Source organism: Anaeromyxobacter terrae, assembly GCF_022690685.1.
In the GTDB taxonomy this organism is placed as follows: Bacteria; Myxococcota; Myxococcia; order Myxococcales; family Anaeromyxobacteraceae; genus Anaeromyxobacter; species Anaeromyxobacter terrae.
The window spans coordinates 1-21,543 of the sequence record NZ_JALCYY010000073.1 but is presented as its reverse complement, the minus strand read 5'-3'; the positions used below and the strand labels follow the sequence as shown (position 1 = coordinate 21,543).

The window sequence follows — 21,543 nt, the reverse complement described above, 5'->3', positions numbered from 1 at the left end:
CGCGCCGGCGCCCGGCCCGACGACCCCGCCGCCCCCTGCCGCCAGCCAGCCGACCCCGCCCGCGAACGGAGCCGTCCGATGATCCGCCGCAACGCCCTCGTCGCCCTCGTCGCCGCGGCGCTCGCCTGCGCCGGCCCGCGCGCGAAGGGGCCGGAAGCCCCGCCCGCCGCCGCCTCGGCCGCCGCGCCTGCGCCGGCCGGAGCGGACCGCTCGCAGGTCCCGCAGCTCGGGCCCGCGCCCAAGCTCGAGCTCCCCGCCCAGCGCCACTTCGCGCTCTCGAACGGCCTCGAGGTGCGGCTCGTCGAGTACCGCCGCCTGCCCGTCGTCGCGGTGAACCTCCTCGTCGGCGCCGGCGGGGGCCGCGACCCGGCTCGGCTGCCGGGGCTCGCGAGCTTCACCGCCGCGATGCTCACCGAGGGGACGAAGACCCGCTCGGCGATCCAGCTCTCGGACGAGACGAACTTCCTCGGGGCGTCGATCCACGCCTCGGCGAGCCCGGACTCCGCCGCCGTCTCCGGCGCGGTGCTCGCGAAGCACCTCGCGAAGTTCCTCGAGCTCTTCGCCGACGTGACGATGAACCCGGCCTTCCCGAAGGGCGACTTCGACCGCGTGCAGGACCAGCGGCTCGTGTCGCTCCTCCAGCAGCGGGACCAGCCGCAGCCGATCGCCTCGAAGACGTTCATCCCGGTCTTCTGGGGGAAGATGCCGTACGGCCACTACCTCCTCGGGAACGAGGCGTCCGTGAAGGCGACGCGCCCGCGTGACCTCGCCGAGTTCCACGCGCGTCACTACCGGCCCGAGAACGCGGAGCTCGTCGTGGTGGGCGACGTCTCGGAGGCGGAGCTCCGGCCCCTGCTCGAGGCGACGCTCGGGCGCTGGAAGCGCGGCGCCGCGCCGGGGCCGCTCGCGCCCACGCCGCCCGCCGCGCCGCACCGGACGATCCTCGTCGAGAAGCCCGACGCGCCGCAGACCTACCTCCTCGTCGGCATGCCCGGCGTCCCGCGCTCCTCGCCCGACTTCGTCGCGGCGTCGGTGGCCTTCCAGGTGCTCGGCGGCGGCTCCTCCTCTCGCCTGTTCCGCAACCTGCGCGAGGAGAAGGGTTACACCTATGGTGTCTACGCCATGGGTGACGCGCGCAAGCTCGCCGGCGTGAGCCTCGTCGCCGGGAGCGTGAAGGCCGACGTCACCGGGCCGGCCGTGAAGGAGGTCCTGCGCGAGCTCGCTCGCCTCCGCGAGGAGCCGGTCCCTGCGCAGGAGCTCTCGGACGCGAAGGACGCGCTCGTGCTCGGCCTGCCGGCGGACTTCGCCAGCGCCGGCGGGATCGCCGCGCGCGTGGCGGAGCTCGCACTGCACGGGCTGCCCGACGACTACTGGAACGGCTACGCCGACGCGGTGCGGAAGGTCGATTCCGAGGCGGTCCGGCGCGTCGCGCAGCGCTACCTCGACCCCGCCCGCATGACGGTCGTCATGGTCGCGAACCCCGCCGTCGTGCGGCCGCAGCTCGCGGGGCTGCCGCTCGGACCGGTCGATGAACGCCCCGCCCCCTCCCCGGCGCACGGGACGCGTCCGGCCCGGGCGGCGGGCGCGCGCTGAGCGCGAAGGCGCGCCCCGCGCTGCGTCATCGCGCGCATCGGGGCGTGCCCCAGCGAAATCAGCGCCCTGCAGCGGCGCGCGCGCGCACCGACGCTCGCTTCTGCACGCAAGCGAGCCGCGCGCGCTCGCCTGGGTGCGACATCGGGACACGATGACCTCTGAGGCGTACACGTGTTGGATCGTGTCCTCACTCCGAGGTCAGCGATGGGGGGGAAGACCGGCCGGTGGTTCGGGTTGCCAAAGCGCGTCGCGCTCGGCTTCGCCGTGGCCATCGCCTCCCTCGTCGCCTCCGGCGTGCTCTCCGGTGTCACCCTCGGGAAGCGCACCGACGCGAGCGTCGCGGCGGAGATGGCCGCGGAGACGCAGCTCGCGCTCGAGGAGCTCGAGTCGGCGATGCTCGTCTCCGACGCGGCCCTGGACGCGTACATCGCGGGCGGCGACGCGCGGCACCGCGCGCTCTACGAGAACGGGCGGGGGAGGATCCCCGACGCGGTACAGCACCTCACCGCCGCGATCGGCGCCGAGCGCATCGACGACGACGGCGTCTACCTCGGGCGGATCCGTCCCGCGGTGAAACGCCTCGTCGACGGCCAGGGGCGCGCCCTCGCGCTCGCCGACGCCGGGCGCCTCGAGGAGGCGCGGATGCTGCGCGCCACCGAGGCGGTGCCTCCGCTCCAGCGGGCGCACGCCGCGGTCGAGGCGCTGGAGGCGCGCGAGGAGTCGGAGGTCGCCCGCGCGATGGCCTCGGCCCGCCGTACCCGCACGATCTCCAACGCGGTGTTCGTCGGGCTCGACGGGCTCCTGCTCGTGTTCGTCCTCGGCGCCGCGCGGGTGGTCCGGCAGGAGATCCGCGCGCGCGAGGAGCAAGAGGCGGAGCGGGCGCGCGTGCTGGAGGTGCAGCAGCGGATCGTGGCGGTGGTGAGCCACGACCTGCGCAACCCGCTCTCCGGGATCCTCACCGCCGCGTGGGCGCTCGCCCGCACCGACCTCCCCGACGACGCGAAGCGCGCGGCCCGCCGGATCGCCGCCGCCGGCCGGCGGATGGAGCGGCTCATCCGCGACCTCCTCGACTGGAGCCGCGCCAAGGCGGGCGCCGAGATCCCGGTCCACCTGTGCGAGGCCGACCTGTACGACGTCTGCGCCCGCGTCGCCGAGGACCTGAGCGACTCCCGCGGCCACCGGATCGAGCTCGTGCGCGAGGGGGACACGCGCGCCCAGTTCGACCCGGATCGCATGGAGCAGGTGGTCGCGAACCTCCTGTCGAACGCGCTCAAGTACGGCGATCCGGACCGGCCGGTGCACGTCGGAGCGGTCGGAGAGGACGGGTCGGTCCGCCTCGAGGTGCGCGACGAGGGGCCAGGGCTCGATCCCGCGATCCGGGCCAGCATCTTCGAGCCGTTCCACCGGGCGCCGCGCGGTCTCCCCGGTGCCCACTCGAGCGTCGGCCTCGGGCTCTTCGTGGTGCGGACCCTCACCGAGGCCCAGGGCGCGGTGGTGGACGTCCAATCGGTTCCGGGGCAGGGGACGACCTTCTTCGTGAGGGTGCCACGCGCCGCCCGCCTCCCGCGCGCCGAGGCGCGGGCGGGGTGACGCGGGGGTCGGCGCCGCGGTTCACGCCGACCCCCGACCCCAGAGCGATCTCCGCTGCCGTGACGACCGCGAGCTCGACGCCGGCAGGGAGCTAGCGCCGGTCCAGGGCGCAGCGCGCCGATCCGCTCGACCGCGACCGCGACCGCGACCCCGACCTCGACCTCGACCGCGACCGCGACCTCGACCGCGACCCCGACCGCGACCGCGAGCGCGACCGCGACCCCGACCGCGACCCCGACCGCGACCGCGACCGCGACCTCGACCTCGACCTCGACCTCGACCTCGACCTCGACCGCGACCGCGACCGCGACCGCGACCTCGACCTCGACCTCGACCTCGACCTCGACCTCGACCTCGACCTCGGCAAAAACCAGCCGCTCGCTCCCTCGCCCGAGGAGTGCCCGCCTGTCGGAGCTCCGCAGTAGACTGCGCCGGCCGAGGGCTCCCTGCCCGCAGCACCCCGACGATGGCCGACCTCCAGAACGAGTTCTCCTGGTCGAAGTCACGCCACGAGAAGTTCGTGGAGTGCCGGCGCGCCTATTACTACGCGTACTACGGCAGCTGGGGCGGCTGGGAGGCGGCGCCGGGCTCACCCGTGCGCGAGCTCTACGTCCTGAAGAAGCTCTCCTCGCGCTGGCAGTGGGCAGGCTCGGTCGTGCACGACGCCTTGAAGCAGATGCTCTCGCGGGCGCGCGTGACCGGCGACTTCCTCCCCCTCGAGCGGATGCTCGAGCGGACCCGGGCCCGGGCGCGGGCGCAGTGGTCCACCTCGCGCGAGAAGAGCTACTGGCGGGAGGCGTCGCGCATCGTCGGGCTCGTCGAGCACGAGTACGGCGACGTGGTGCCCGGCGAGGACTGGAAGCGGCTCTACGAGGGCGTGGTCGACGGCGCGCTCCGGGCGTTCTACGCGAGCCCCACCTTCGAGGAAATCCGCCGCACGCCGCGCGAGCAGTGGCTCTCGGTGGACGAGCTCGACTCGTGGAGCTTCGAGGGGACCAAGATCTGGGTCGCGATCGACTTCGCCTACCGCGACGCCGACGGCCGCGTGCGCATCCTCGACTGGAAGACGGGCAAGGAGCGCGGCGTCGACCACACGCAGGTGGGCATCTACGCGCTCTACGCGCAGCGGAAGTGGAGCGCCCCGCCCGACCAGGTGCTGGGCGGGCTCGTCTACCTCGTCGCGAACGGCGCCGGCGCCGGCGGTGACACGGTCTCGGTCGCCGCCGACGCGGCCGCGCTCGAGAAGTGCCAGGCGGAGATGCGCCACTCCATCGGAGCGATGAGGGCGGTGCTCGCCGATCCGGCCCGCAACCATGCCCTCATGGACCAGTTCCCGCAGCACGCAGAGCGCGACGGCTGCCGCCGCTGCCCGTTCCGGCGGCCGTGCGGGCGGATGTAGCGCGCCGGCGCGCGCCCCCGCGAGCCGGGCTCAGAAAGCGAGCGCTCCGTCCTCGAGCACCGCCTCGTCGCCCCACCAGAACGCGTCGTTGCGGGGGCCGTGGCCGACCGGGAGGCCGCGCACCACCGGGATCCCGAGCGGGGCGAGGAGGTCGGCGATGACGTCCTCGGCCGCGCCCGGCGCCTCTCCGGGCGGCGCGCAGCGGACGAGCTCTCCGAGCGTCACTGCGGCGGCGCCGTCGATCGCGCCCGACTGCACGAGCTGGGTGACGAGGCGATCGAGCCGGTAGGGCGCCTCGGCGACCTCCTCGAGGACGACGATCGCCCCGCGCGCGTCGAGCTGCCAGGGCGTGCCGCACAGGCTCGCGAGCACCGCGAGGTTGCCGCCGATGAGCCTGCCGCGCACCGGGCGCGCGGGACCGGCGCAGGAGAGCGGCGGCGCCTCGCCCGACGCGAGCACCTGGCGGAGCCGCGCGAGGCTCTCGAACGCGGTGTGATCGCCGAGCTCCTGCAGCACCGGGCCGTGGAGGAGGTGGAGCCCGTCACGCCCGGCGAGGGCGCAGAAGAGCGCCGTCGCGTCGGAGTAGCCGATGACGACCCGGGGAGGGAGCTCGGGCGGCAGCGCCGCGAGGAGGTGCGCCGTGCCGAACCCGCCGCGCGCGAACCAGACGGCGTCGACGCCGGGCGCGGTGAGCGCCCAGACGAGATCGGCGCCGCGATCGGCCGCGGTCCCGGCGGTGTAGCGGGCGCGCCGGCGCAGCTTCGGCCCCTCCACGACCGCGTACCCGAAGCCCCGCACCGCGGCGAGGCCGCGCTCCAGGCGCAGGGGATCCGGCATCCCGCCGGGCGCGATCACCGCCACGGTGGCTCCAGGCCGGAGCGCGCGCCGAGCCCTCGCGCTCGGAGGAGGTACGACGTCCTTGCCGGTCGGGGCCGCCATCGATTGCCGCGCGGAGGTCGCTACGCGGTCTCGTAGTCCACGACGGCCCGCCTCTCGCGCACACGGGCGATGAGATCGGCGACGGCGCGGTGCTCGGGGTGCGCCTGGTAGGCATCGAGGGCGGCGCGATCCACGAAGGACGAGGACAGCGCGACGTCGTAGGACGCCTCGCCGCGCGAGACGTCGATCCCGACCTCGATCTCGAGGAGGCCCGGGATGCGGCCGGCGAGCGCCTCGAGCGCCGCCTTCACCCGGCGCGCGTTCTCCGCGCGCGAGGCGCCCTCCGCCTGCTCCTTCAGCGTCCAGAACACGATGTGCTTCACCATGGTGTCACCTCACGAGGGGCGGCGCCGCGTCCGTCCGGCGGAAGCCGCGGTCCTTCTCCGGCGCGTCCTTCGCGGAGGAGCGATCCCGGTCGAGCCGCTTCTCCATGCGCACCGCGGCGAGCGCGGTGCCTCCGGGGAGCGGCGCGCGCGCGGCGCTGCCCGGCTCGAACCCGAGCCGCGCGTAGAAGGGGACGGCGCCGAGCGCAGCCAGCACCCGGAGCCGCGGCGCGCCGGCGCGGCGGGCGGCGCGCTCGGCGTGCCGGACGAGCGCGCTCCCCACGCCGCCGCCGGCCGCGCGCGGCAGGACGAAGACGGCGGTGAGCTCCGAGCCGCGCCGTGCCGCGTACCCGACGACCACGCCGTCCCGCTCGGCGACCACGTAGCGCTCGCCGCCGACCGTCATGGCCCAGCGGTGGTACAGCGCCGGGAGCGAGGACCAGGCGCGGAGCTCGGCGCCCGTGTGAGGAGCGGCGCCGAGTCCGCGGATCGCCGCGCGCATGACGCGCGCGACGGTGGGCGCGTCCCCGAGGCTCCCCGTGCGGAGGCGCAGCGCCCCTGCGCGGCGGCGCGCGGGGCCGCCGCCTCCCGTGGCGACGCGGCCGCTCACGCCTTCGCGTCCTTCTCCACGAGGCCGTAGCGCTGGAGCTTCTCGTAGAGCGTCGAGCGGTGCAGGCCGGCCGCCTCGGCCGCCTTCGCCACGTTGCCGCCCGCCTCGCGCAGCAGGTCCTCGAGGAACTTCCGCTCCCACGCGTCGCGCGCGCGCCGGTAGCGCCCCTCCGCGCCGCCGGCGTTCGCCTCGGCGGCGGGCGGCGCGAGCTCGGGCGGCAGGTCGGCGAGGGTGATCGCCTCTCCGCGCGCGAGGAGGAGCCCGCGCTCGATGGCGTGCTCGAGCTCGCGGATGTTGCCGGGCCAGGGGTGGTCGAGGAGCGCGCGCATCGCCTCGGCGTCTGGCGCGAGGGGCGGGCGGCCGAGGCGCAGGGCGTGCTTCTCGACGAAGTGCTCGACGAGGAGCGGGATGTCCTCGCGCCGCTCGCGCAGGGGCGGGAGCCGGAGGGGGACGACGCGCAGGCGGAACCAGAGGTCCTCGCGGAACTTCCCCTCCTTCACGGCGCGGGCGAGATCCTCGTTCGTCGCCGCGATCACCCGCACGTTCGCCTTGCGCGGCTTGCGGCTCCCCACCGGGATGTACTCGCCGTCCTGGAGCACGCGCAGGAGCTTCGGCTGCAGCGCGGGCGGGAGGAGCCCGAGCTCGTCGAGGAAGAGCGTGCCGCCCTCCGCCTCGGCGAAGAACCCGGCCCGCGCCTGCTCGGCGCCGGTGAAGGCGCCCTTCTCGTGGCCGAAGAGCTCCGCCTCGGCGAGGTTCTCGGGGATGGCGCTCATGTTGAGCGCGACGTATGGACCACCGGCGCGCCGGCTCATCGCGTGCGCGGCGCGCGCGAGCAGGTCCTTGCCGGTGCCCGACTCGCCCTCGACGAGGATCGGCACGTCGGAGGGGGCGATCCGCTCGAGCATCTCCACGAGGGCCTTCATCGGCTGCGACCTGCCGATGATCCCGTGCACCCCGAACTCGCCGGCGAGCGCGCTCCGGAGGCGCGCGTTCTCCCGCTTGATGTGCGCGTGCTCGACGGCGCGGGCCACGACGATCTCGAGCTCCTCCGGCTCGAACGGCTTCGTGAGGTAGTCGAACGCGCCCGCCTTCATCGCCTCGACCGCGGTCTCCACGGTGGCGAACGCGGTGACGAGGATGACCGGGATCTCCGGCACCTTCGCCTTGAAGCGGCGCATCCCCTCGATGCCGTCGATCCCCGGCATGCGCAGGTCCGTCACGATCGCGTCGAACTCCGCCCGCTCGACCGCAGGGAGCGCCTCGGCGACCGAGGGGAAGTCGAACACCGCGTACGACCGCCCGAGCGTGCGCTTCATCATCTGGCGCGCGGAGTCGAGGTCGTCGATGACCATGAGGTTCGGCTTCGTCATGCCCGCTCCCTTCTTACCGGGGGGACGCACACGACGCGTCCCACCGGGCCCCCCGCTCGCTCCTGCGCAGCCTCATCCGGCTGCGCCGGAGCTCGCCGCGCAGAGGTCCCCGACGTCACGGCGCCACCTCCGCCGCGGAGGCCGGCTCGGCCGGCGCGGCGGGGAGCCGGATGCGGAAGGTCGCGCCGTGCCCGGGCGCGCTCTCGACCTCCACCGTCCCGCCGTGCGCCTCCGCCGCCTGACGCACGATGGCGAGGCCGAGCCCGGTGCCGTTCGCCTTCGTGGTGAAGAACGGGTCGAACACGTGCGCCGACACGTCGCGCTCCATGCCGGGCCCGCTGTCCGCCACCTCGACCACGACCCCGTCGCCCTCGCGGCGCGCGCGGGCGACGAGCGTGCCGCCTCCCCGGTCCTGCATCGCCTGCACGGCGTTCACGCAGAGGTTCAGGAACGCCTGGCGGAGCAGCTCTCCGTCCGCGACCACGTCCGGCAGGTCGGACGCGATCTCGACGACGCGCTCGACCCGGGCCTGGGCGGCGGCGGGGCCGACCACCTCGACCGCCTCGCGCAGGATGGGCTCGACCGGCTGGGCGATGGGGTGGACGGTGCGCGCCCGGGCGAACACGAGGAAGCGCTCGATGAGCCCCGCCGCGCGCGTCACCTCGCGGCGGATGGCCTCGACGTCGCCCTTCACCTCCGCCTCCGGCGGGAGCTCGCGCGCCGCCACCGACGCGTAGCCGCGGATGACGTTGAGGGAGTTCCCGAGCTCGTGCGCGAAGCCGGCGGCGATCCCGCCGAGCGTCGCGAGCCGATCGGCGCGCAGCACCTCGTGGGTCTTCTGGGCGACGCGCTCCTCGAGCTCGGCGATGAGCCGCTGGTTCTCGGCGCGCCGGTCGTCGAGCCGCCGGGACATGTCGTTGAAGGCGCGCACGAGGTCGGCGAGCTCGCGCTCCTCCGGCTCCTCGAGCCGCACGCCGCGCTCCTCGACGAGCGTCTCGGCGGCCTCGGAGAGCTGCACGAGCGGCTGGGTCACGCGGCGGAGGAAGATCGCGGCGAGCAGCTGCCCGACGAAGATCCAGAAGGCGGCGACGATGCTCGCGCCCCACGCCAGGTTGCGGGCGTTGCCGATCACCTCCTCGTGCGTGAAGTCCACCCGCACCGCCCCCACCACCGCCCCGCCGCGCAGGATGGGCGCGGAGGCCACGATGCCCTCGGGCCGCAGGAGCCGCCCGAGCGCCTGCAGCGGCGCCTCGGCGAGCTGGAACTCGCTGGGCGGCACGCCCTCGGGGCACTTCTCCTCGGTGCGCGTGACGCAGGCGAGGACCTTGCCCTCGCGATCGACGATCCAGGCGCGGTCGAGCGGCGCGCTCGCCACCACCCGCTCCAGCACCGCGGGGAGCGCGGCCTCGCCGCCCGGCTCCACCCCCTCGGCGCGCACCCAGTGGGCGGCGGCGGTGGCCGCGGTGGAGGCGATCGCGACGCCCTCGCGCGCGAGGAGCTCCTGGCCGCGGACCACCTCGCGCCAGAGCGCCACCGCGGTGACGCCGCTCATCGCGAAGATGATGACCGCGGCGATGAGGACGAAGAGCTTGAGCCGGAGGGTCACGGCACCGTCTCCTGCGGTTGCGGTGGCCGCGGCGCGCCGGCGAAGGCGTGGCAGGCGGTGCAGGTCTTCCCGTTCGCGTGGGTGCTCGCGTGCGCGTGGCAGCGCTCGCAGCTGACCGGCTCCGCCGACCAGGTGTGCGGGGGATGGCAGTCCACGCAGCGGGCGTGGGCGGCGTTCGCGTGCAGCCCGGCGCGTCGCGTCGCGGCGAGGTCGTGGCAGTGCGTGCAGGAGACGAGCGTCTCGCCCGGCGGGGCGTGCGGCCGGTGGCAGCTCGCGCAGGCCATCGCCATCTTGGCGCCGTGCTCCCTCACCGGCGCGTGGATACCCTGCGCGGTGTGGCAGCGGAGGCAGTCGCGGCGCGTCGGACGGAGCCCGGGGGAATCACCGAGGAACTCGTGGCAGGCGAAGCAGTGCATCCCCTCCATGCCGTGGACGCGGACGGCGTGGCCGGGGTGGCACTCGGCGCACTTCGCGGCGATCGGCTCGAAGCCGTGCATGCTCGCGGCGTGGCAGCGCACGCAGGCGATCTTGTGCTGCTCGTAGTGGATCTTGTGGCCGCGCGAGCCCCCCACCTGCGGCCAGCGCGGGTCGTGCGAGAAGTGGCACTCGGCGCAGGCGCCGATCTCGACGCCGCCGTGCCCCGCCGGCGCCTTGCCGAGGAGGAACGCGCCGAGCATGGCGACGCCCTCCTCCGGCTTCGAGTGGTGGCAGCGCTGGCAGGCGACGCTCTTGTGCGTGCCGCCCATCCAGAGCGCGAACTCGGGGCTCGACTGGTGGCAGGTCGCGCAGAGGCGCGGGTCCTCGTCGACGTAGCGCTTGAACCGCCACAGGCCGGCGGCGAGCGCCGCCACGGCGAAGGCGGCGAGGGCGAGGGCCAGCGTCTTCGCGGGGCGTGAGAGCCGCATGGGGGACGCGATTCTATCCCGCCCCGCCCCCCGGAGGCGCGCCGGCGCCCGCGGGGAAAAAGAGGGGGGCCGCGCAGTCTCCCGCGCGGCCCCCTGACGCTCGCCCCCTGGGCGGGCGAACTACTTGTGGTCGTCGCTCATCCGCTCGTACTCCAGCGGATGCTCGTGCTTCATCATCTCCACGCTGATCCGGCCGTTCAGCCAGGCCCAGTTCATCGGGAAGATCGAGGGCTTCAGGTGCACGTTGTAGAAGTGCACGACGAACAGGAAGAGGATGGCGAGCGTCGCCTCCTCGCCGTGGATGATGAGGGCGGCGGTGATGAGCCAGCTCGGCGCCCACGCCGCGAAGAAGGCCGGGAACCAGAAGATGAACCCGGTGCCGACCATCATCACGATGCCCCAGAACACGGCCCAGTAGTCGAACTTCTCCAGGTACATGTACCGGTCGAACCTGGGCCGCTCCTTCTTCACGCCGAGCATGAAGAGGATGTTGTCCCGCATGTCGAGCGCGTCCTTCGGCCCGGGCAGCATGGAGAGCGGGAGCCGCTTCTGGGCGGCGAGGAACGTCAGGTAGAAGAGGTGGTAGACGGACGAGATGATGATCAGGACGGCGCCGACGCGGTGCCAGAGCGCCGCGCCCTCCGCGCCGCCGAAGATCTTCATGAACGCCTCGGAGTAGGGCGCCGCGTCCCTGCCGCCGATGATGGGCGCGTTGCCGAACGTCCCGGCGCCGCGGAGCGGCCAGCCGGTGATGCCGAGGAGGATCACGCCGGAGAGCATGAACCAGTGCTGGATGCGCTGGTGGATGTCGAACCGGATGACGCTCCGCACCGCGTCGACCGAGGGGCCGTGGCCGGCCTTCGCCTTCACGCGCTGGCGCAGCTCGTAGATGAAGTCGACGAGCACGTGGAACGCGAAGAACAACAGGGTCAGCGTGGTCAGGTACGAGAAGACGATGTGGATGATGTGCGGGACCGGGTGCCCCGTCGTCTCCTGCGGCGTCTTGTGGGCGATGAGCGACGCGAAGCTGTCCGTCGCGCCCGCGTGGCAGCGCGCGCAGGCGTCCTTGCGGTTCTTCACGTTCACGATCGAGTTCGGGTCGATCTTCGACACGATCGCGTGCGTGCCGCCCCGGTTCGCGGGCGCCGCGTGGCAGCTCACGCACACCGGCGCGTAGGCGTTGCCCACGCGGACGAGCCGGCCGTGGATCGAGTCGTGGTAGGTGACCGCCGCCTCGGGGTTGAGGCCGGCCTCCTTCGCGAACTCCTCGTTGCCGTGGCAGGCCTCGCAGCGCTTCGCCATCGCGCGGCGATCCTCGGGGACCGGCTGGCGGGCGCCGGCCTTCGGCTCGTAGAACGCCATCGCCTGGACGGCGTGCGGCGAGCCGTGGCAGGAGGCGCAGGTCGGGCCTGCGACCTTCGCGTCCTCACGCAGCCACTTCGAGTGGACCGAGGCGGCGAACGCGTCGGTCTGCTCGGTGTGGCAGTTCTGGCAGGCGAGGTAGGCGCGCGGCGAGGCGACCTTGACCTTCTTCTCGCCCTCGACCCAGCTGGCCTTCTCGAGCCGGGAGACGAACTTCTGCTCCGCGTCGGAGAGCGCCGGGAGCGTGCCGCCCATCGCGTGCTCTTCCGTGTAGCCCGCGTGGCAGTCCGTGCAGCCGACGCCGTTCTGGGCGTGGATGGACTTGGCGAAGGTGTCGGGGGGGACGGCGGGGCCGTCGCCGCCGGGGGAGTGGCACTGCAGGCAGGTGTCGCTGCCCTTGGGCAGCTTCGGCTCGTCCGCGCGAGCGGTCGAGGCGAGGAGGAGCGCGAAGGAGAGGAGAATGGCTCGCATAGGCGGGGTTCGGCGGGTGCAACGGACATGCCCCTGCACCCAAACAGACTCCAGAGTTAAGATCTCGTAATCACGGACGATTGCGCGAAATCAATCGATGGGAGGTCGCAAGACTTGCGCGCAATCGGTCCCAGCGGGAAAGGCTGCGCGTTCGCGCACACCGGGTGAGAAAAGGCGCGAGCCCGGAGGGGTCCCGGGCCCGCGACGAGTCGAGCGGCACGGCGGCGGCGCGGCTACTCGGGAGACGCCTCCTGGGCGGCCGGCTTGCGAGCGGCGAGGGAGGTCAGCGCGCCCACGCCGGCGCCGGCGGCGGCGCCCATCACCGCGAACAGCGAGCCCACGCCGGCGACGCCCAGCACGATCCCGAAGACGATGAGCGCGCGCACGAGGAACGTCGGCTCGAGCGGCGTGCCGAAGATGCCGCCGGCGAGGAGCACGCCCGCGTAGCCGCCGTAGAGCATCGACGGGAGGAGCGCGACGGCGAGGAAGAGGGCGAGGGCGAGTCCGGCACCGATGAGGGAAGGGGTCTTGCTCTGCATGACGAGATCTCCTGGTTCGCTGCGGTCTGGAAGGTTCCGGCGAGCGCCACCGCGTCGCGTCCGCCGTGCCCGCTCCTCATTGCACGAGCGCTGCCAGGATCGCGGCGCCTCATGTCGCGGGCTTGCGCGATCCGCAGTCGGGATCTCCCGACAGCCCGCCGGGGCGGGACGACATCGCGCGGCGCGCTCCACATCGCGCCGCGCGACGGTCTCCGCTCAGGGACGCGCGTCGACCCGTACGACCGGATATCGCTGGTACTCCTCGTCCCACGCCGGATGCCTGCGGAAGAAGAACTCGCTGCGCGCCCGCCGGTCGGCCACGAAGGCCGGATCCGCGAGGCGCTCCTCCCACGCCGCGCGCACCGCCGCGTCCTTCGCGAGCAGCTCCCGGGCGAACGGCTCGAGCACGTAGTCCTCGATGTACTCCTTCCGCTCGAACGCCGCGTTGAAGGTCCCCCACGCGAGGAGCGCGTCGGGCGCGGCGGGCTCGAGGAGGTGCGCGGCGACGAGCGCGTGCGGCTGGGCGACGGGCACGAACAGCGCGCCCGCCCCGATCGCCCGCCGCTCGCAGGACCACGCCCCCTTCACCGAGAGCATCTGGCGCCCCTCGAACGGCTCGGCGCGGAACTTCGCCTCCGTCGCGCGGAAGACCTCCACCTCGCGCGTCGGGCGCGCCCCGCCGAGCCGCTCGAAGCGGACCCCGTGCACGGCGAGCTTGGCCGCGACCGGCTCGGCGAAGCCGGCCGGCACCACCCAGCCGCCCTTCGGGAGGACGGCGCTCGCGGCCGGGCGCAGCGCTGCGAGATACGGCACGTTCCAGAGCTCCGGGCGCGACTCGTCGTAGCGCGTCACCGGCGCCCCGGTCACGACGGAGGGCTCGCGGACGTAGGCGTAGCCGTGGAAGGCGAGGGGGGTCGCCTCGCCGGTGGGCTCGAAGGCGAGCGCGACCTCGCGCCCGGCGAGCGCGGGCGCCTCGCGGTCCGCGCGCTCGGCGGCGGCCCGCCAGCGCGTGCCGCGCTCGGCGGTGAGGTCGAGGAGCGCGCGCAGGAAGTCCACCGCGCCCTTCACGCGCTCGCCGTACGGCCGCCACGAGTGCGCCTCGAGGAGGATGCCGATCCGGTCCTGCGCCGCCCAGTAGCCGTGGCCGAAGCGCGGCGGCGGCACGCCCTGGGAGAACCCGCTCGCCGGGTCTCCGTCCTCGCGGAAGGAGGGGTAGAAGTCGACCGGGAGGTGGCCGGCGGCGGTGAGGCGCGCGAGGAGCGCCTCGGAGAGCGCGGCGCCCTCGGCCCGGAGCGCCGCGGCGTAGCCGTGGCGCGGCTCGACCATGACCGCGAGGTCGTGCTGGAACTGGGCGCCGTCGGTGACGTGCAGGTCGGCGTACACGATGGGATCCCACTTGCGCAGGAGCGCGAGCATCGCGCGCGTCTCCGGCGCATCCGCCTTCACGTAGTCGCGGTTCAGGTTCAGGTTCGCGGCGGTGGCGCGCCAGCCGGCCTCGAGCGGCCCGCGCTGGTTCGGCCGCTGCTGCGGCCCGAAGCGCTCGTGCCCATCGACGTTGAAGACCGGCACGAACACCGCGGTGACCCGCGCGAGCGGTCCGCCGCCCTTCTGGAGCAGCTCGCGGAGCAGGATGAAGCCCGCGTCCTTGCCGTCGAGCTCGCCCGCGTGGATCGCGCCCTGGAAGAGCACCACCGGGCGCTTCCGCGCGCGAGCGGCGTAGGGGGTGAGGACGCCGTCCCCGCTCGCGACGAGCGCCACCAGCTCGCGCCGCTCCGGCGTCACCCCGAAGCTCGTGCAGCGGGCGCGACGCGGGAAGGCGCGGGCGAAGTCACGGCAGAGCCTGACCGCCTCGTCGTAGCGGCCGGTGCGCTCGAAGCCGGTGCGCTCGGCGGTGGTGGCGAGGTCGGGGGCGGCGGCGAGGAGGGCGGCCGCGAGGGCCGCCGCGGGGGCGATGGGCATGGCCGCGCATCATAATGAGCGCGGGGCGAGATAGCCTGCGAGTGCGAGGGCCACCGCCGAGATCGCCTGCAGGACGCCGGCGAGGCCCGCCGGGATGGGCCCGACGAGCACGATCCAGAGCGACATCCCACATGCGACCACCGCGAGGCTCGCGTGCACACGCTCTCGCCGTCGCTGCGACGCGTCCGCCACGCCGGCCGCGACGGGTATCCCCACCACCGCCGCGAACGTCGCCACGAACAGGCCGAAGCCGACCAGGGCGACCTCGCTCCGCGGCACGACCGCCGACACGAGCACGCCGAACGCCGCCGCCGCCAGGGCCGGCACCGAGGCGAGCGCGAGCCCGGCGACGGCCCCGGCCGCGAGCCGCGCCACCCTCGCCGGTCGCGGCCGGCGCGAGAGGACGACCCCCGCGAGCGCGGCGAGCGCGAGGGCGGCGCCCACCGCCGCGCGGCGGGTGCTGCCGTGGAGGGGACCGGCGAGCCGCGTGTCCTCGGCCTCCGCCACGACCTGCTCCGGGGATCGGTCGGTCTCGGCGAGCAGCTCCTCGCACTCGGCGATGGTCCGGCGCGCGGCGCAGAGGGTGAGCGCCGCGTCGCGCCGCGGCGCGCAGGCGACCCGGTCACGGCCGGTGACGAGGCACTCCGCGTACGCGAGGCGCGCCCCCTCGTCGCGCGGCTGGGGCGGCTCGGTCGAGGCGGCGACGCCGAACGCGAAGGCGATGGCGACGACGAGCCCGGCGAGCGCGAACGCGATCGGCGAGCCCTCGAGGTCGAACGGTCCCATGCCCGGGCACGACCTAACGGCGCCGAGGTCCGGGCGCGAGGCCCTCGCTGGACGATGCGTGGAGGCGGCCGGGTCTTGCTCGGCCGCGCCGAGCGAGTCAATTCGCGTTCGGCTCGAGAGGCACACGAGGCCGGAGCCGAGGCGGGCTACCGCAGCGACGCGCGCCGAGGCGTACTGCCTCCGTACGCCGCAGGCGCAAGGAGCGAGGACGCCCGCCGCAGGCCCGGCATCGTGCGCCGAGCCTACCCGTGCGCGGTCACTTGCCTGAGGATGTCCAGCTCCTCCAGCGCCTTGCCCGCGCCGATGACCACCGACGAGAGCGGGTCCTCGGCGAGGAACACCGGCAGGCCGGTCTCCTCGCGGAGCAGCACGTCGAGGTTCTTGAGGAGCGCGCCGCCTCCGGCGAGCACGATGCCGCGGTCGGCGATGTCGCCCGCGAGCTCGGGCGGGGTCCGCTCGAGCGTGACCTTCACCGCCTCGACGATCCCGTTGATGGGCTCGCTGAGGGCCTCGCGGATCTCGGAGGACGTGACGGTCAGCGTGCGGGGCACGCCGGCGACGAGGTCGCGCCCCTTGATGTCCATCGTGAGCTCCTCCTCGGTCGGATAGGCGGTGCCGATGCCCATCTTGATGAGCTCGGCGGTGCGCTCGCCGATGAGGAGGTTGTACTTACGCTTGATGTGCTGGATGATCGCCTCGTCCATCTTGTCGCCGGCGATGCGCACCGAGCGGCTGTAGACGATGCCGCCGAGCGAGATCACCGCGACGTCGGACGTGCCGCCGCCGATGTCGACGATCATGTTGCCCGAGGGCTCGGTGATGGGCAGGCCCGCCCCGATCGCCGCCGCCATGGGCTGCTCGATGAGATAGACCTCGCGCGCGCCCGCGCTCTCGGCCGCCTCGCGCACCGCGCGCTTCTCCACCTCGGTGATCCCCGAGGGGATGCCGATGATGATGCGCGGCTTCACGAAGCTCTTCCGGTTGTGCGCGCTCTGGATGAAGTACTTGAGCATCGCCGCCGTGACCTCGAAGTCGGCGATGACTCCGTCCTTCATCGGGCGGATGGCGACGATGTTCCCGGGCGTGCGCCCGAGCATCTCCTTCGCCTCCTTACCCACGGCGAGGACCTTGCGGCCGCCGCGCGCGTCCTGCTGGACGGCGACGACGCTGGGCTCGTTCGAGACGATGCCCATGCCGCGGATGTAGATGAGGGTGTTCGCGGTCCCGAGATCGATCGCGAGATCGCGCGAAAGCATGTTGTGAAGCCAGTTGAGCACGGCGGGGTCCGGATTATGGCAGGGCGGGTTCGAACGGCAAGCGGTTTCGGGAGGTTAGCGCGCCTTCGCGGAGACGTTCGCCGCGGGGCCGATGTGCTCGTCGAGCCACCCGAGCACAACATCGTAGAACACTCTCGCATTCTTCGGCTTCGAGACCCAGTGCCCTTCGTCGGGGAAGACGAGGAGCTTCGAGGGGATCCCGCGCCGCTGCAGGGCCGTGAAGGCCGCGAGGCCGTGATCGACCGTGGTGCGGTAGTCGAGCTCGCCCACCGAAACGAGCGTGGGCGTGTGCCAGCGCTGCACGAACCTGGAGGGCGAGAACTTCTGGTAGTCGCCCGGCTGGTCGAACGGCGTCCCGCCGAACTCCCACTCCGGGAACCACAGCTCCTCGGTCCGGTAGAAGAACGCCTCCAGGTCGAAGATCCCGGCGTGCGAGACGAGGCAGCGGAAGCGGTCGGTCTGGCCGTTCAGCCAGTGAACCATGTAGCCGCCGTAGCTCGCCCCCGCCGCGCACATGCGCTCACCATCCACAGCGCCTAGGGCGATGGCGGCATCGACGAGGGCCATGAGGTCCTCGTACGGCTTGCCGCCCCAGTCGCGCGAGACGGCGTCGACGTAGGCCTGCCCGTAGCCGGTCGAGCCGCGCGGGTTCGGCAGGACCACCGCGTAGCCGCGCGCCGCGTACAGCATGGCGTTCCAGCGCGAGGTCCAGGCGTCGGCCCAGGCGCCCTGCGGTCCGCCGTGGACGAGCACCGCCGCGGGGTGCCGCTCGCCCTCGCGATGGTCGGCCGGCAGGACGATCCAGCCGAACACCTTCGTGCCGTCCTTGGAGGTCGCCTCGAGTGGCCGCAGCGTGGGGCGCGCGACGCCGGCGAGCGCGTCCGCCGCGAGCCGCGTGCGCAGGGCCCAGCGCGCCTTGCCCGGCCTGCCCTCGAGCACCGCGACCTCGGGCGGGGCGGTCGTCCCGTCGACGAGCGCCGCGGCGCGCGCGCCGTCGGCCGAGTAGGACACCGACTGCACGTTCACCCGAGGTCGATCGTCGAGCGCGGGCGTGCCGGCGAGCCTCGCGATCTTCCCGCTCCGGACGTCCACCTCGTAGAGCTCGTGGTAGCCGGAGGTGAGCGCGACGAAGCGCAGCGCCGCGCCGCCGCGCGCCCAGTGGAGGTCGCCCGCCGAGAGCTCCGCGCCCGCGGTGAGGTCGCGCGCGTCCTTCCCGTCCGTCCCGGCCACCATCACGCGGACACGGTCCGACTCGTAGCCGCCGCGCGCCTGCGAGAGCCAGGCGATCCGCTTGCCGTCGGGAGAGGGCCGCGGGCTCGCGTCCCAGCCCGGGCCGCTCGTCACGCGGCGCGCCTCGCCGCCCGCGAGCGGCACGGCGAAGAGGTCGGCGTTGGTGGAGGACGCCTCGAGCGCGTCGGCGACCGCGGTGAAGTAGAGCGTCTTCCCGTCGGGGGAGACCGCGAGGTCGTCCACGCGACCCCGAACGGCGGGCGGAGCATCACGATCGCCGGGGGTGAGGTCCGCGGGGGCGCCGCCGTCGAGCGGCACCTTCAGCACGTGGGTGCGCAGCCGCTCGCGCCACTCGTTCCAGTGGCGGAACAGCAGGCGGGTCGCGACGCGCGGCTTGCCCTTCGCCTCGGCGTCCGCCTTGGCGTTGCAGTCGGCGTCGGCGCCGCAGCTCGGGTCCACGTCCGCGGTGACGAGGAGCGCGGACCCGTCCGGCGCCCACAGGAGCTCGTTCACGCCGCCGGGCAGCGCGCTCACCGCGCGGAGCTCGCCCGTCGCGAGGTCGACGACGTGCGCCTGCGGGGTCCCGCCGCGGGTCGAGACGAAGGCGAGGCGCTTGCCGTCGGGGGAGAAGCGCGGCGAGGAGACGCGCTCGTCACGATCGGTGAGCTGCCGGCGCTCTCCGCCGGCCGCCGGCGCGACGTAGAGCGTGGAGACGATCCGGTCGCCCGTGCCGGTGAGTCGCCCGACCGTGAAGGCGACGAGGGCGCCGTCCGGCGAGAGCTCCGGCGCGCCGACGCGCGGGAGCGCCACGAGGTCGTCCACCGTGAACGGCCGGGGCGCGGCCGCGGCCACGGCGAGCGCGGCGAGGGCGGAGGTGAGCATGGAGCGCCCTTCTACCACGTGAGCGCGCCCGGTCCGAACGGCGCGGAGAGCTTTGCCGGGGGGGCTCTGCGCGCTACGCTCCGCGCGAGCGATGGCGCGTCGCAAGCCCGCCCCGGAGCCCTCCCTGGCCTGCGCCCACTGCGGGCACCTCGCCGATCCGTCGCGCGGGACCGCGAACTTCTGTCCGGCGTGCGGAGCGTCGCTCCGGGCCGGCACCGCCCGCGCGCGACGCCGCGCCGGGCGGCGCGGGTCGGACGGGGTCATCGCCGACCGCTACCGGCTGCTCGAGCTCCTCGGCGAGGGCGGGATGGGCCGGGTCTACAAGGCGGAGCACATCCGCATGGGGAAGACGCTCGCGCTGAAGCTCCTGCGCGAGGACTTCGCGCGCGAGCCGGCCGCTGCGGAGCGGTTCCTCGCCGAGGCGCGGGCCGTGTCGCGGCTGTCGCACCCGCACACCCTCGCGGTCTTCGACTTCGGCGAGGTCGGCCCGCAGGGCGGGCTCTACCTCGCCATGGAGTACGTGCCGGGCGAGGACCTCGCCGCCGCGCTCGCGAGGAGCGGGCCGTTCTCCGAGGCGCGCGCTCGGGAGGTCGGCCAGCAGATCCTCGGCTCGCTCGCCGAGGCGCACGACGCAGGCGTCGTCCACCGCGACGTGAAACCCGCGAACGTGATGCTCATGAGCACGCGGGCGGGCGAGGACTTCGTGAAGGTCCTCGACTTCGGCATCGCGGCCCTCCGCGACGACTCCGCGGGCGGCGCGGCCGCCATCGTGGGCACCCCGGCCTACCTCGCCCCGGAGCAGGCCCGGGGCGCCGCGCTGGACGGTCGCGCCGATCTGTACGCGCTCGGGTGCGTGCTCTACGAGCTCGTCGCGGGACGGCCGCCGTTCGCGGCGCCGAGCCCGATGGCGGTGGTCTCCGCCCACCTCTCGCAGGCGCCGCCGCTCCTCGCGTCGGTCGCGCCGGGGGTCTCGCGCGCCTTCGCCGACGTCGTGCACCGCGCGCTCCAGAAGCGCCCGGAGGATCGCTTCCCCTCGGCCGACGCCATGCGGGAGGCGCTCCTCGCGCTCACCGGCCGCCCCCGCCCGGCGGCGCGGGCGCTCGAGGGCGATCTCGGGCTCGCGAGCCGCGAGGACTTCGACGCCCTCGGCAAGCAGGTGCGCGCGCTGCGCGCGGGGCGGGTGGCGCCGCTCGCGCTCGCCGGGGCCCTCGCGGCGCTCGCCGCGGGGACGGCGCTCGCCTGGCGCTGGGACGCAGCGTATGCGCTCCTCGCCGCGCGCGCTCCCCGGCTCGCTGCGGCGCTGCCCGGCGCGCTCCGCCCCGCGAGCCGCTTCGACGGCAGGGAGCACGAGCCGAACGACCGGCCCGAGCAGGCGAACCCGCTCCCGCTCCCGCCCGGCCCGGACGGCGCGGCGGCGCGCGGCGCGGCCGAGCTCCTCGGCCGGATCGGGGAGCGGCGCGGGCGCGACGCGGGCGATGTCGACGTGTTCCGCGTCGAGGTGCCGGAGGCCGGGCCGCGCACGGCGCTCGTGGCGGAGTGGGCGGGCGCGGCTCCGGGGGCGGGCCTCCCCGGCCTCGACGTGGCGCTCACGCTCCACCGCGCGCCCGACGGGGCCGCGGGGGGCGCGGCGCCGCTCGTCGCCACCGCGGATCGCGCCGGCCCGGGCGGCGGGGAGCGGCTCGTCGCGGCGGTGTCGCGCGGAACCTACTACCTCGCGGTGCGCGAGCGGCACGCGCCCGGGGCACCGCCCGTCGAGCGGCCGGAGGACGACTACCGGCTCGTGGTGAGGCTCACCGAGGCGGCGCCGGGCGAGGAGCTGGAGCCCGACGACCCGCCCGCGCCGGGAGCGGCCGAGGCCGAGTGGGCCGCCCTCGCGGCTCGGAACCCGCTCCGCGCCGGGGCGCCGCTGCGCGGCGAGACCTCGACCGACGATCCCGACGTGCTCGCCGCGGGCCTGGAGGGAGCGCCCCCGCCGGCGCTCGTCGTGCTCGTGCCCGATCCCGGGGTCGCGCTCGTGGCGCGCCGGGCGACGCGCGGCGGGGCCGCCGTCCTCCCCGCCGGAGACGATCCGCTCGCGGAGGACCTCTCCGCGCCCGGCGGTGCGCCGCTCCTCGTCTCGCTCGCGCCGGCTCGCGCCGGCTCGCGCCGCGCCGGTCCTGCTCGAGGTCTCGGCCCTCGAGGGCGCGGGCGGGTACACGGCCCTCGCGCTCGGCGCGGACGCCGCCTCGGGCGAGGCGGCCCTCTCGCTCGTGCGCGCGCTCGCCGGGGCTTCTCGCGCCGCGGCGGCGCTGGAGCTCGCGGCCGGCTACGCGGAGGGGATCCCGGGCGCGGCCGCGCGCGACGCGGTCCTGCTCGAGGCCGGACGCATCGCCGAGGCGGCGGCCGCCGCGGCCGCCCCGGAGGGCATCGCGGCGTTCGACCCTGCCGCCAGGCGGCTCGGCGAGGCGCTCTTCGAGGCGGCCGACGGGAAGGTCCGCTACCTGGCCGCGTTCGAGCGGCGGATCGAGGGAGCGGGACCGCTCGCCGAGGAGGCGGCGCTCAGGGCCATCGCGCTCGCGCCACCCTGCGGCGCGGAGGAGGTCTCGCTGAGGGCGGAGGCGTTCCTCGCGCGCGCGCCCGCGCCGGCTCCGGAGCGCGCCGCGGCGGCCCGCGCCCTCGCCGCGCGCGCGGCCGAGGAGCTCCTCCGCGCAGCGCCCGGGGAT

The 21,543-nt window shown here is 74.9% G+C and carries 16 protein-coding genes; 4 read left to right on the top strand and 12 right to left on the bottom strand.

The genetic code is table 11. The features are described from left to right. Nucleotides 1–78: 78 nt before the first annotated feature. From MNY62_RS22285 to MNY62_RS22275, 3 genes are all read left to right on the top strand, one after another. The gene (locus MNY62_RS22285; RefSeq protein WP_242346541.1) at nt 79–1,593 is read left to right on the top strand and encodes a M16 family metallopeptidase; all 1,515 of its coding nucleotides are present in this window, start codon (nt 79–81) and stop codon (nt 1,591–1,593) included. Between the two features lie 204 nt (nt 1,594–1,797). Continuing rightward, nucleotides 1,798–3,183: a sensor histidine kinase gene (locus tag MNY62_RS22280; protein ID WP_242346540.1), complete on the top strand. Its 1,386-nt coding sequence runs from the start codon at nt 1,798–1,800 to the stop codon at nt 3,181–3,183. A 466-nt stretch (nt 3,184–3,649) separates the two neighbouring features. Further along, nucleotides 3,650–4,582: a PD-(D/E)XK nuclease family protein gene (locus MNY62_RS22275; RefSeq protein WP_242346539.1), complete on the top strand. Its 933-nt coding sequence runs from the start codon at nt 3,650–3,652 to the stop codon at nt 4,580–4,582. A gap of 30 nt (nt 4,583–4,612) precedes the next feature. Here the strand turns inward: MNY62_RS22275 and MNY62_RS22270 are convergent, their stop codons facing one another. The 12 genes from MNY62_RS22270 to MNY62_RS22215 form a co-directional block, all read right to left on the bottom strand. Next, nucleotides 4,613–5,443, bottom strand: coding sequence for a S66 peptidase family protein (locus MNY62_RS22270; RefSeq protein WP_242346538.1), 831 nt, complete (start codon nt 5,441–5,443; stop codon nt 4,613–4,615). A 98-nt stretch (nt 5,444–5,541) separates the two neighbouring features. Next, complete coding sequence (locus MNY62_RS22265) at nt 5,542–5,847, bottom strand: Dabb family protein (protein ID WP_242346537.1); 306 nt, start codon at nt 5,845–5,847, stop codon at nt 5,542–5,544. A gap of 4 nt (nt 5,848–5,851) precedes the next feature. After that, nucleotides 5,852–6,454, bottom strand: coding sequence for a GNAT family N-acetyltransferase (locus tag MNY62_RS22260; RefSeq protein ID WP_242346536.1), 603 nt, complete (start codon nt 6,452–6,454; stop codon nt 5,852–5,854). Then, nucleotides 6,451–7,824: a sigma-54-dependent transcriptional regulator gene (locus tag MNY62_RS22255; RefSeq protein WP_242346535.1), complete on the bottom strand. Its 1,374-nt coding sequence runs from the start codon at nt 7,822–7,824 to the stop codon at nt 6,451–6,453. Before MNY62_RS22255 ends, MNY62_RS22260 begins: the two co-directional genes overlap by 4 nt. A 115-nt stretch (nt 7,825–7,939) precedes the next feature. Then, nucleotides 7,940–9,430, bottom strand: a complete 1,491-nt coding sequence (locus MNY62_RS22250; protein ID WP_242346534.1) for a sensor histidine kinase — start codon at nt 9,428–9,430, stop codon at nt 7,940–7,942. Next, entirely contained in the window at nt 9,427–10,335 is a 909-nt protein-coding gene (locus MNY62_RS22245) for a cytochrome c3 family protein (protein WP_242346533.1), read from the bottom strand. Before MNY62_RS22245 ends, MNY62_RS22250 begins: the two co-directional genes overlap by 4 nt. 120 nt (nt 10,336–10,455) lie before the next feature. Next, nucleotides 10,456–12,168, bottom strand: a complete 1,713-nt coding sequence (locus tag MNY62_RS22240; RefSeq protein ID WP_242346532.1) for a NapC/NirT family cytochrome c — start codon at nt 12,166–12,168, stop codon at nt 10,456–10,458. A 233-nt stretch (nt 12,169–12,401) separates the two neighbouring features. Next, on the bottom strand, nt 12,402–12,707 hold the full coding sequence (locus MNY62_RS22235; protein WP_242346531.1) for a hypothetical protein: 306 nt from the start codon (nt 12,705–12,707) through the stop codon (nt 12,402–12,404). 216 nt (nt 12,708–12,923) lie between these two features. Continuing rightward, nucleotides 12,924–14,666, bottom strand: a complete 1,743-nt coding sequence (locus tag MNY62_RS22230; RefSeq protein ID WP_242346530.1) for a M14 family zinc carboxypeptidase — start codon at nt 14,664–14,666, stop codon at nt 12,924–12,926. Nucleotides 14,667–14,675: 9 nt separating this feature from the next. Next, nucleotides 14,676–15,452 (bottom strand): hypothetical protein, encoded by a 777-nt coding sequence (locus MNY62_RS22225; protein ID WP_242346529.1) that lies wholly within the window; start codon nt 15,450–15,452, stop codon nt 14,676–14,678. 242 nt (nt 15,453–15,694) lie between these two features. After that, nucleotides 15,695–16,729 carry a rod shape-determining protein gene (locus MNY62_RS22220; protein ID WP_011984441.1) on the bottom strand — a complete coding sequence of 345 codons (1,035 nt, stop codon included), beginning with the start codon at nt 16,727–16,729 and terminating at the stop codon, nt 15,695–15,697. 54 nt (nt 16,730–16,783) lie between these two features. Next, complete coding sequence (locus MNY62_RS22215) at nt 16,784–18,841, bottom strand: S9 family peptidase (RefSeq protein ID WP_242346528.1); 2,058 nt, start codon at nt 18,839–18,841, stop codon at nt 16,784–16,786. Between the two features lie 91 nt (nt 18,842–18,932). Between MNY62_RS22215 and MNY62_RS22210 the strand changes: the two genes are divergently transcribed. Beyond that, nucleotides 18,933–21,543, top strand: a 2,611-nt coding sequence (locus MNY62_RS22210; protein ID WP_242346527.1) for a protein kinase domain-containing protein, incomplete at its 3' end; no start/stop codon positions are given.

Bases quoted from the DNA above. Each gene is read 5' to 3' on its own strand.
- MNY62_RS22285 (WP_242346541.1), top strand. From the start codon at position 79: ATGATCCGCCGCAACGCCCTCGTCGCCCTCGTCGCCGCGGCGCTCGCC.
- MNY62_RS22280 (WP_242346540.1), top strand. From the start codon at position 1,798: ATGGGGGGGAAGACCGGCCGGTGGTTCGGGTTGCCAAAGCGCGTCGCG.
- MNY62_RS22275 (WP_242346539.1), top strand. From the start codon at position 3,650: ATGGCCGACCTCCAGAACGAGTTCTCCTGGTCGAAGTCACGCCACGAG.
- MNY62_RS22265 (WP_242346537.1), bottom strand. From the start codon at position 5,847: ATGGTGAAGCACATCGTGTTCTGGACGCTGAAGGAGCAGGCGGAGGGC.
- MNY62_RS22255 (WP_242346535.1), bottom strand. From the start codon at position 7,824: ATGACGAAGCCGAACCTCATGGTCATCGACGACCTCGACTCCGCGCGC.
- MNY62_RS22245 (WP_242346533.1), bottom strand. From the start codon at position 10,335: ATGCGGCTCTCACGCCCCGCGAAGACGCTGGCCCTCGCCCTCGCCGCC.
- MNY62_RS22240 (WP_242346532.1), bottom strand. From the start codon at position 12,168: ATGCGAGCCATTCTCCTCTCCTTCGCGCTCCTCCTCGCCTCGACCGCT.
- MNY62_RS22235 (WP_242346531.1), bottom strand. From the start codon at position 12,707: ATGCAGAGCAAGACCCCTTCCCTCATCGGTGCCGGACTCGCCCTCGCC.
- MNY62_RS22230 (WP_242346530.1), bottom strand. From the start codon at position 14,666: ATGCCCATCGCCCCCGCGGCGGCCCTCGCGGCCGCCCTCCTCGCCGCC.
- MNY62_RS22225 (WP_242346529.1), bottom strand. From the start codon at position 15,452: ATGGGACCGTTCGACCTCGAGGGCTCGCCGATCGCGTTCGCGCTCGCC.
- MNY62_RS22215 (WP_242346528.1), bottom strand. From the start codon at position 18,841: ATGCTCACCTCCGCCCTCGCCGCGCTCGCCGTGGCCGCGGCCGCGCCC.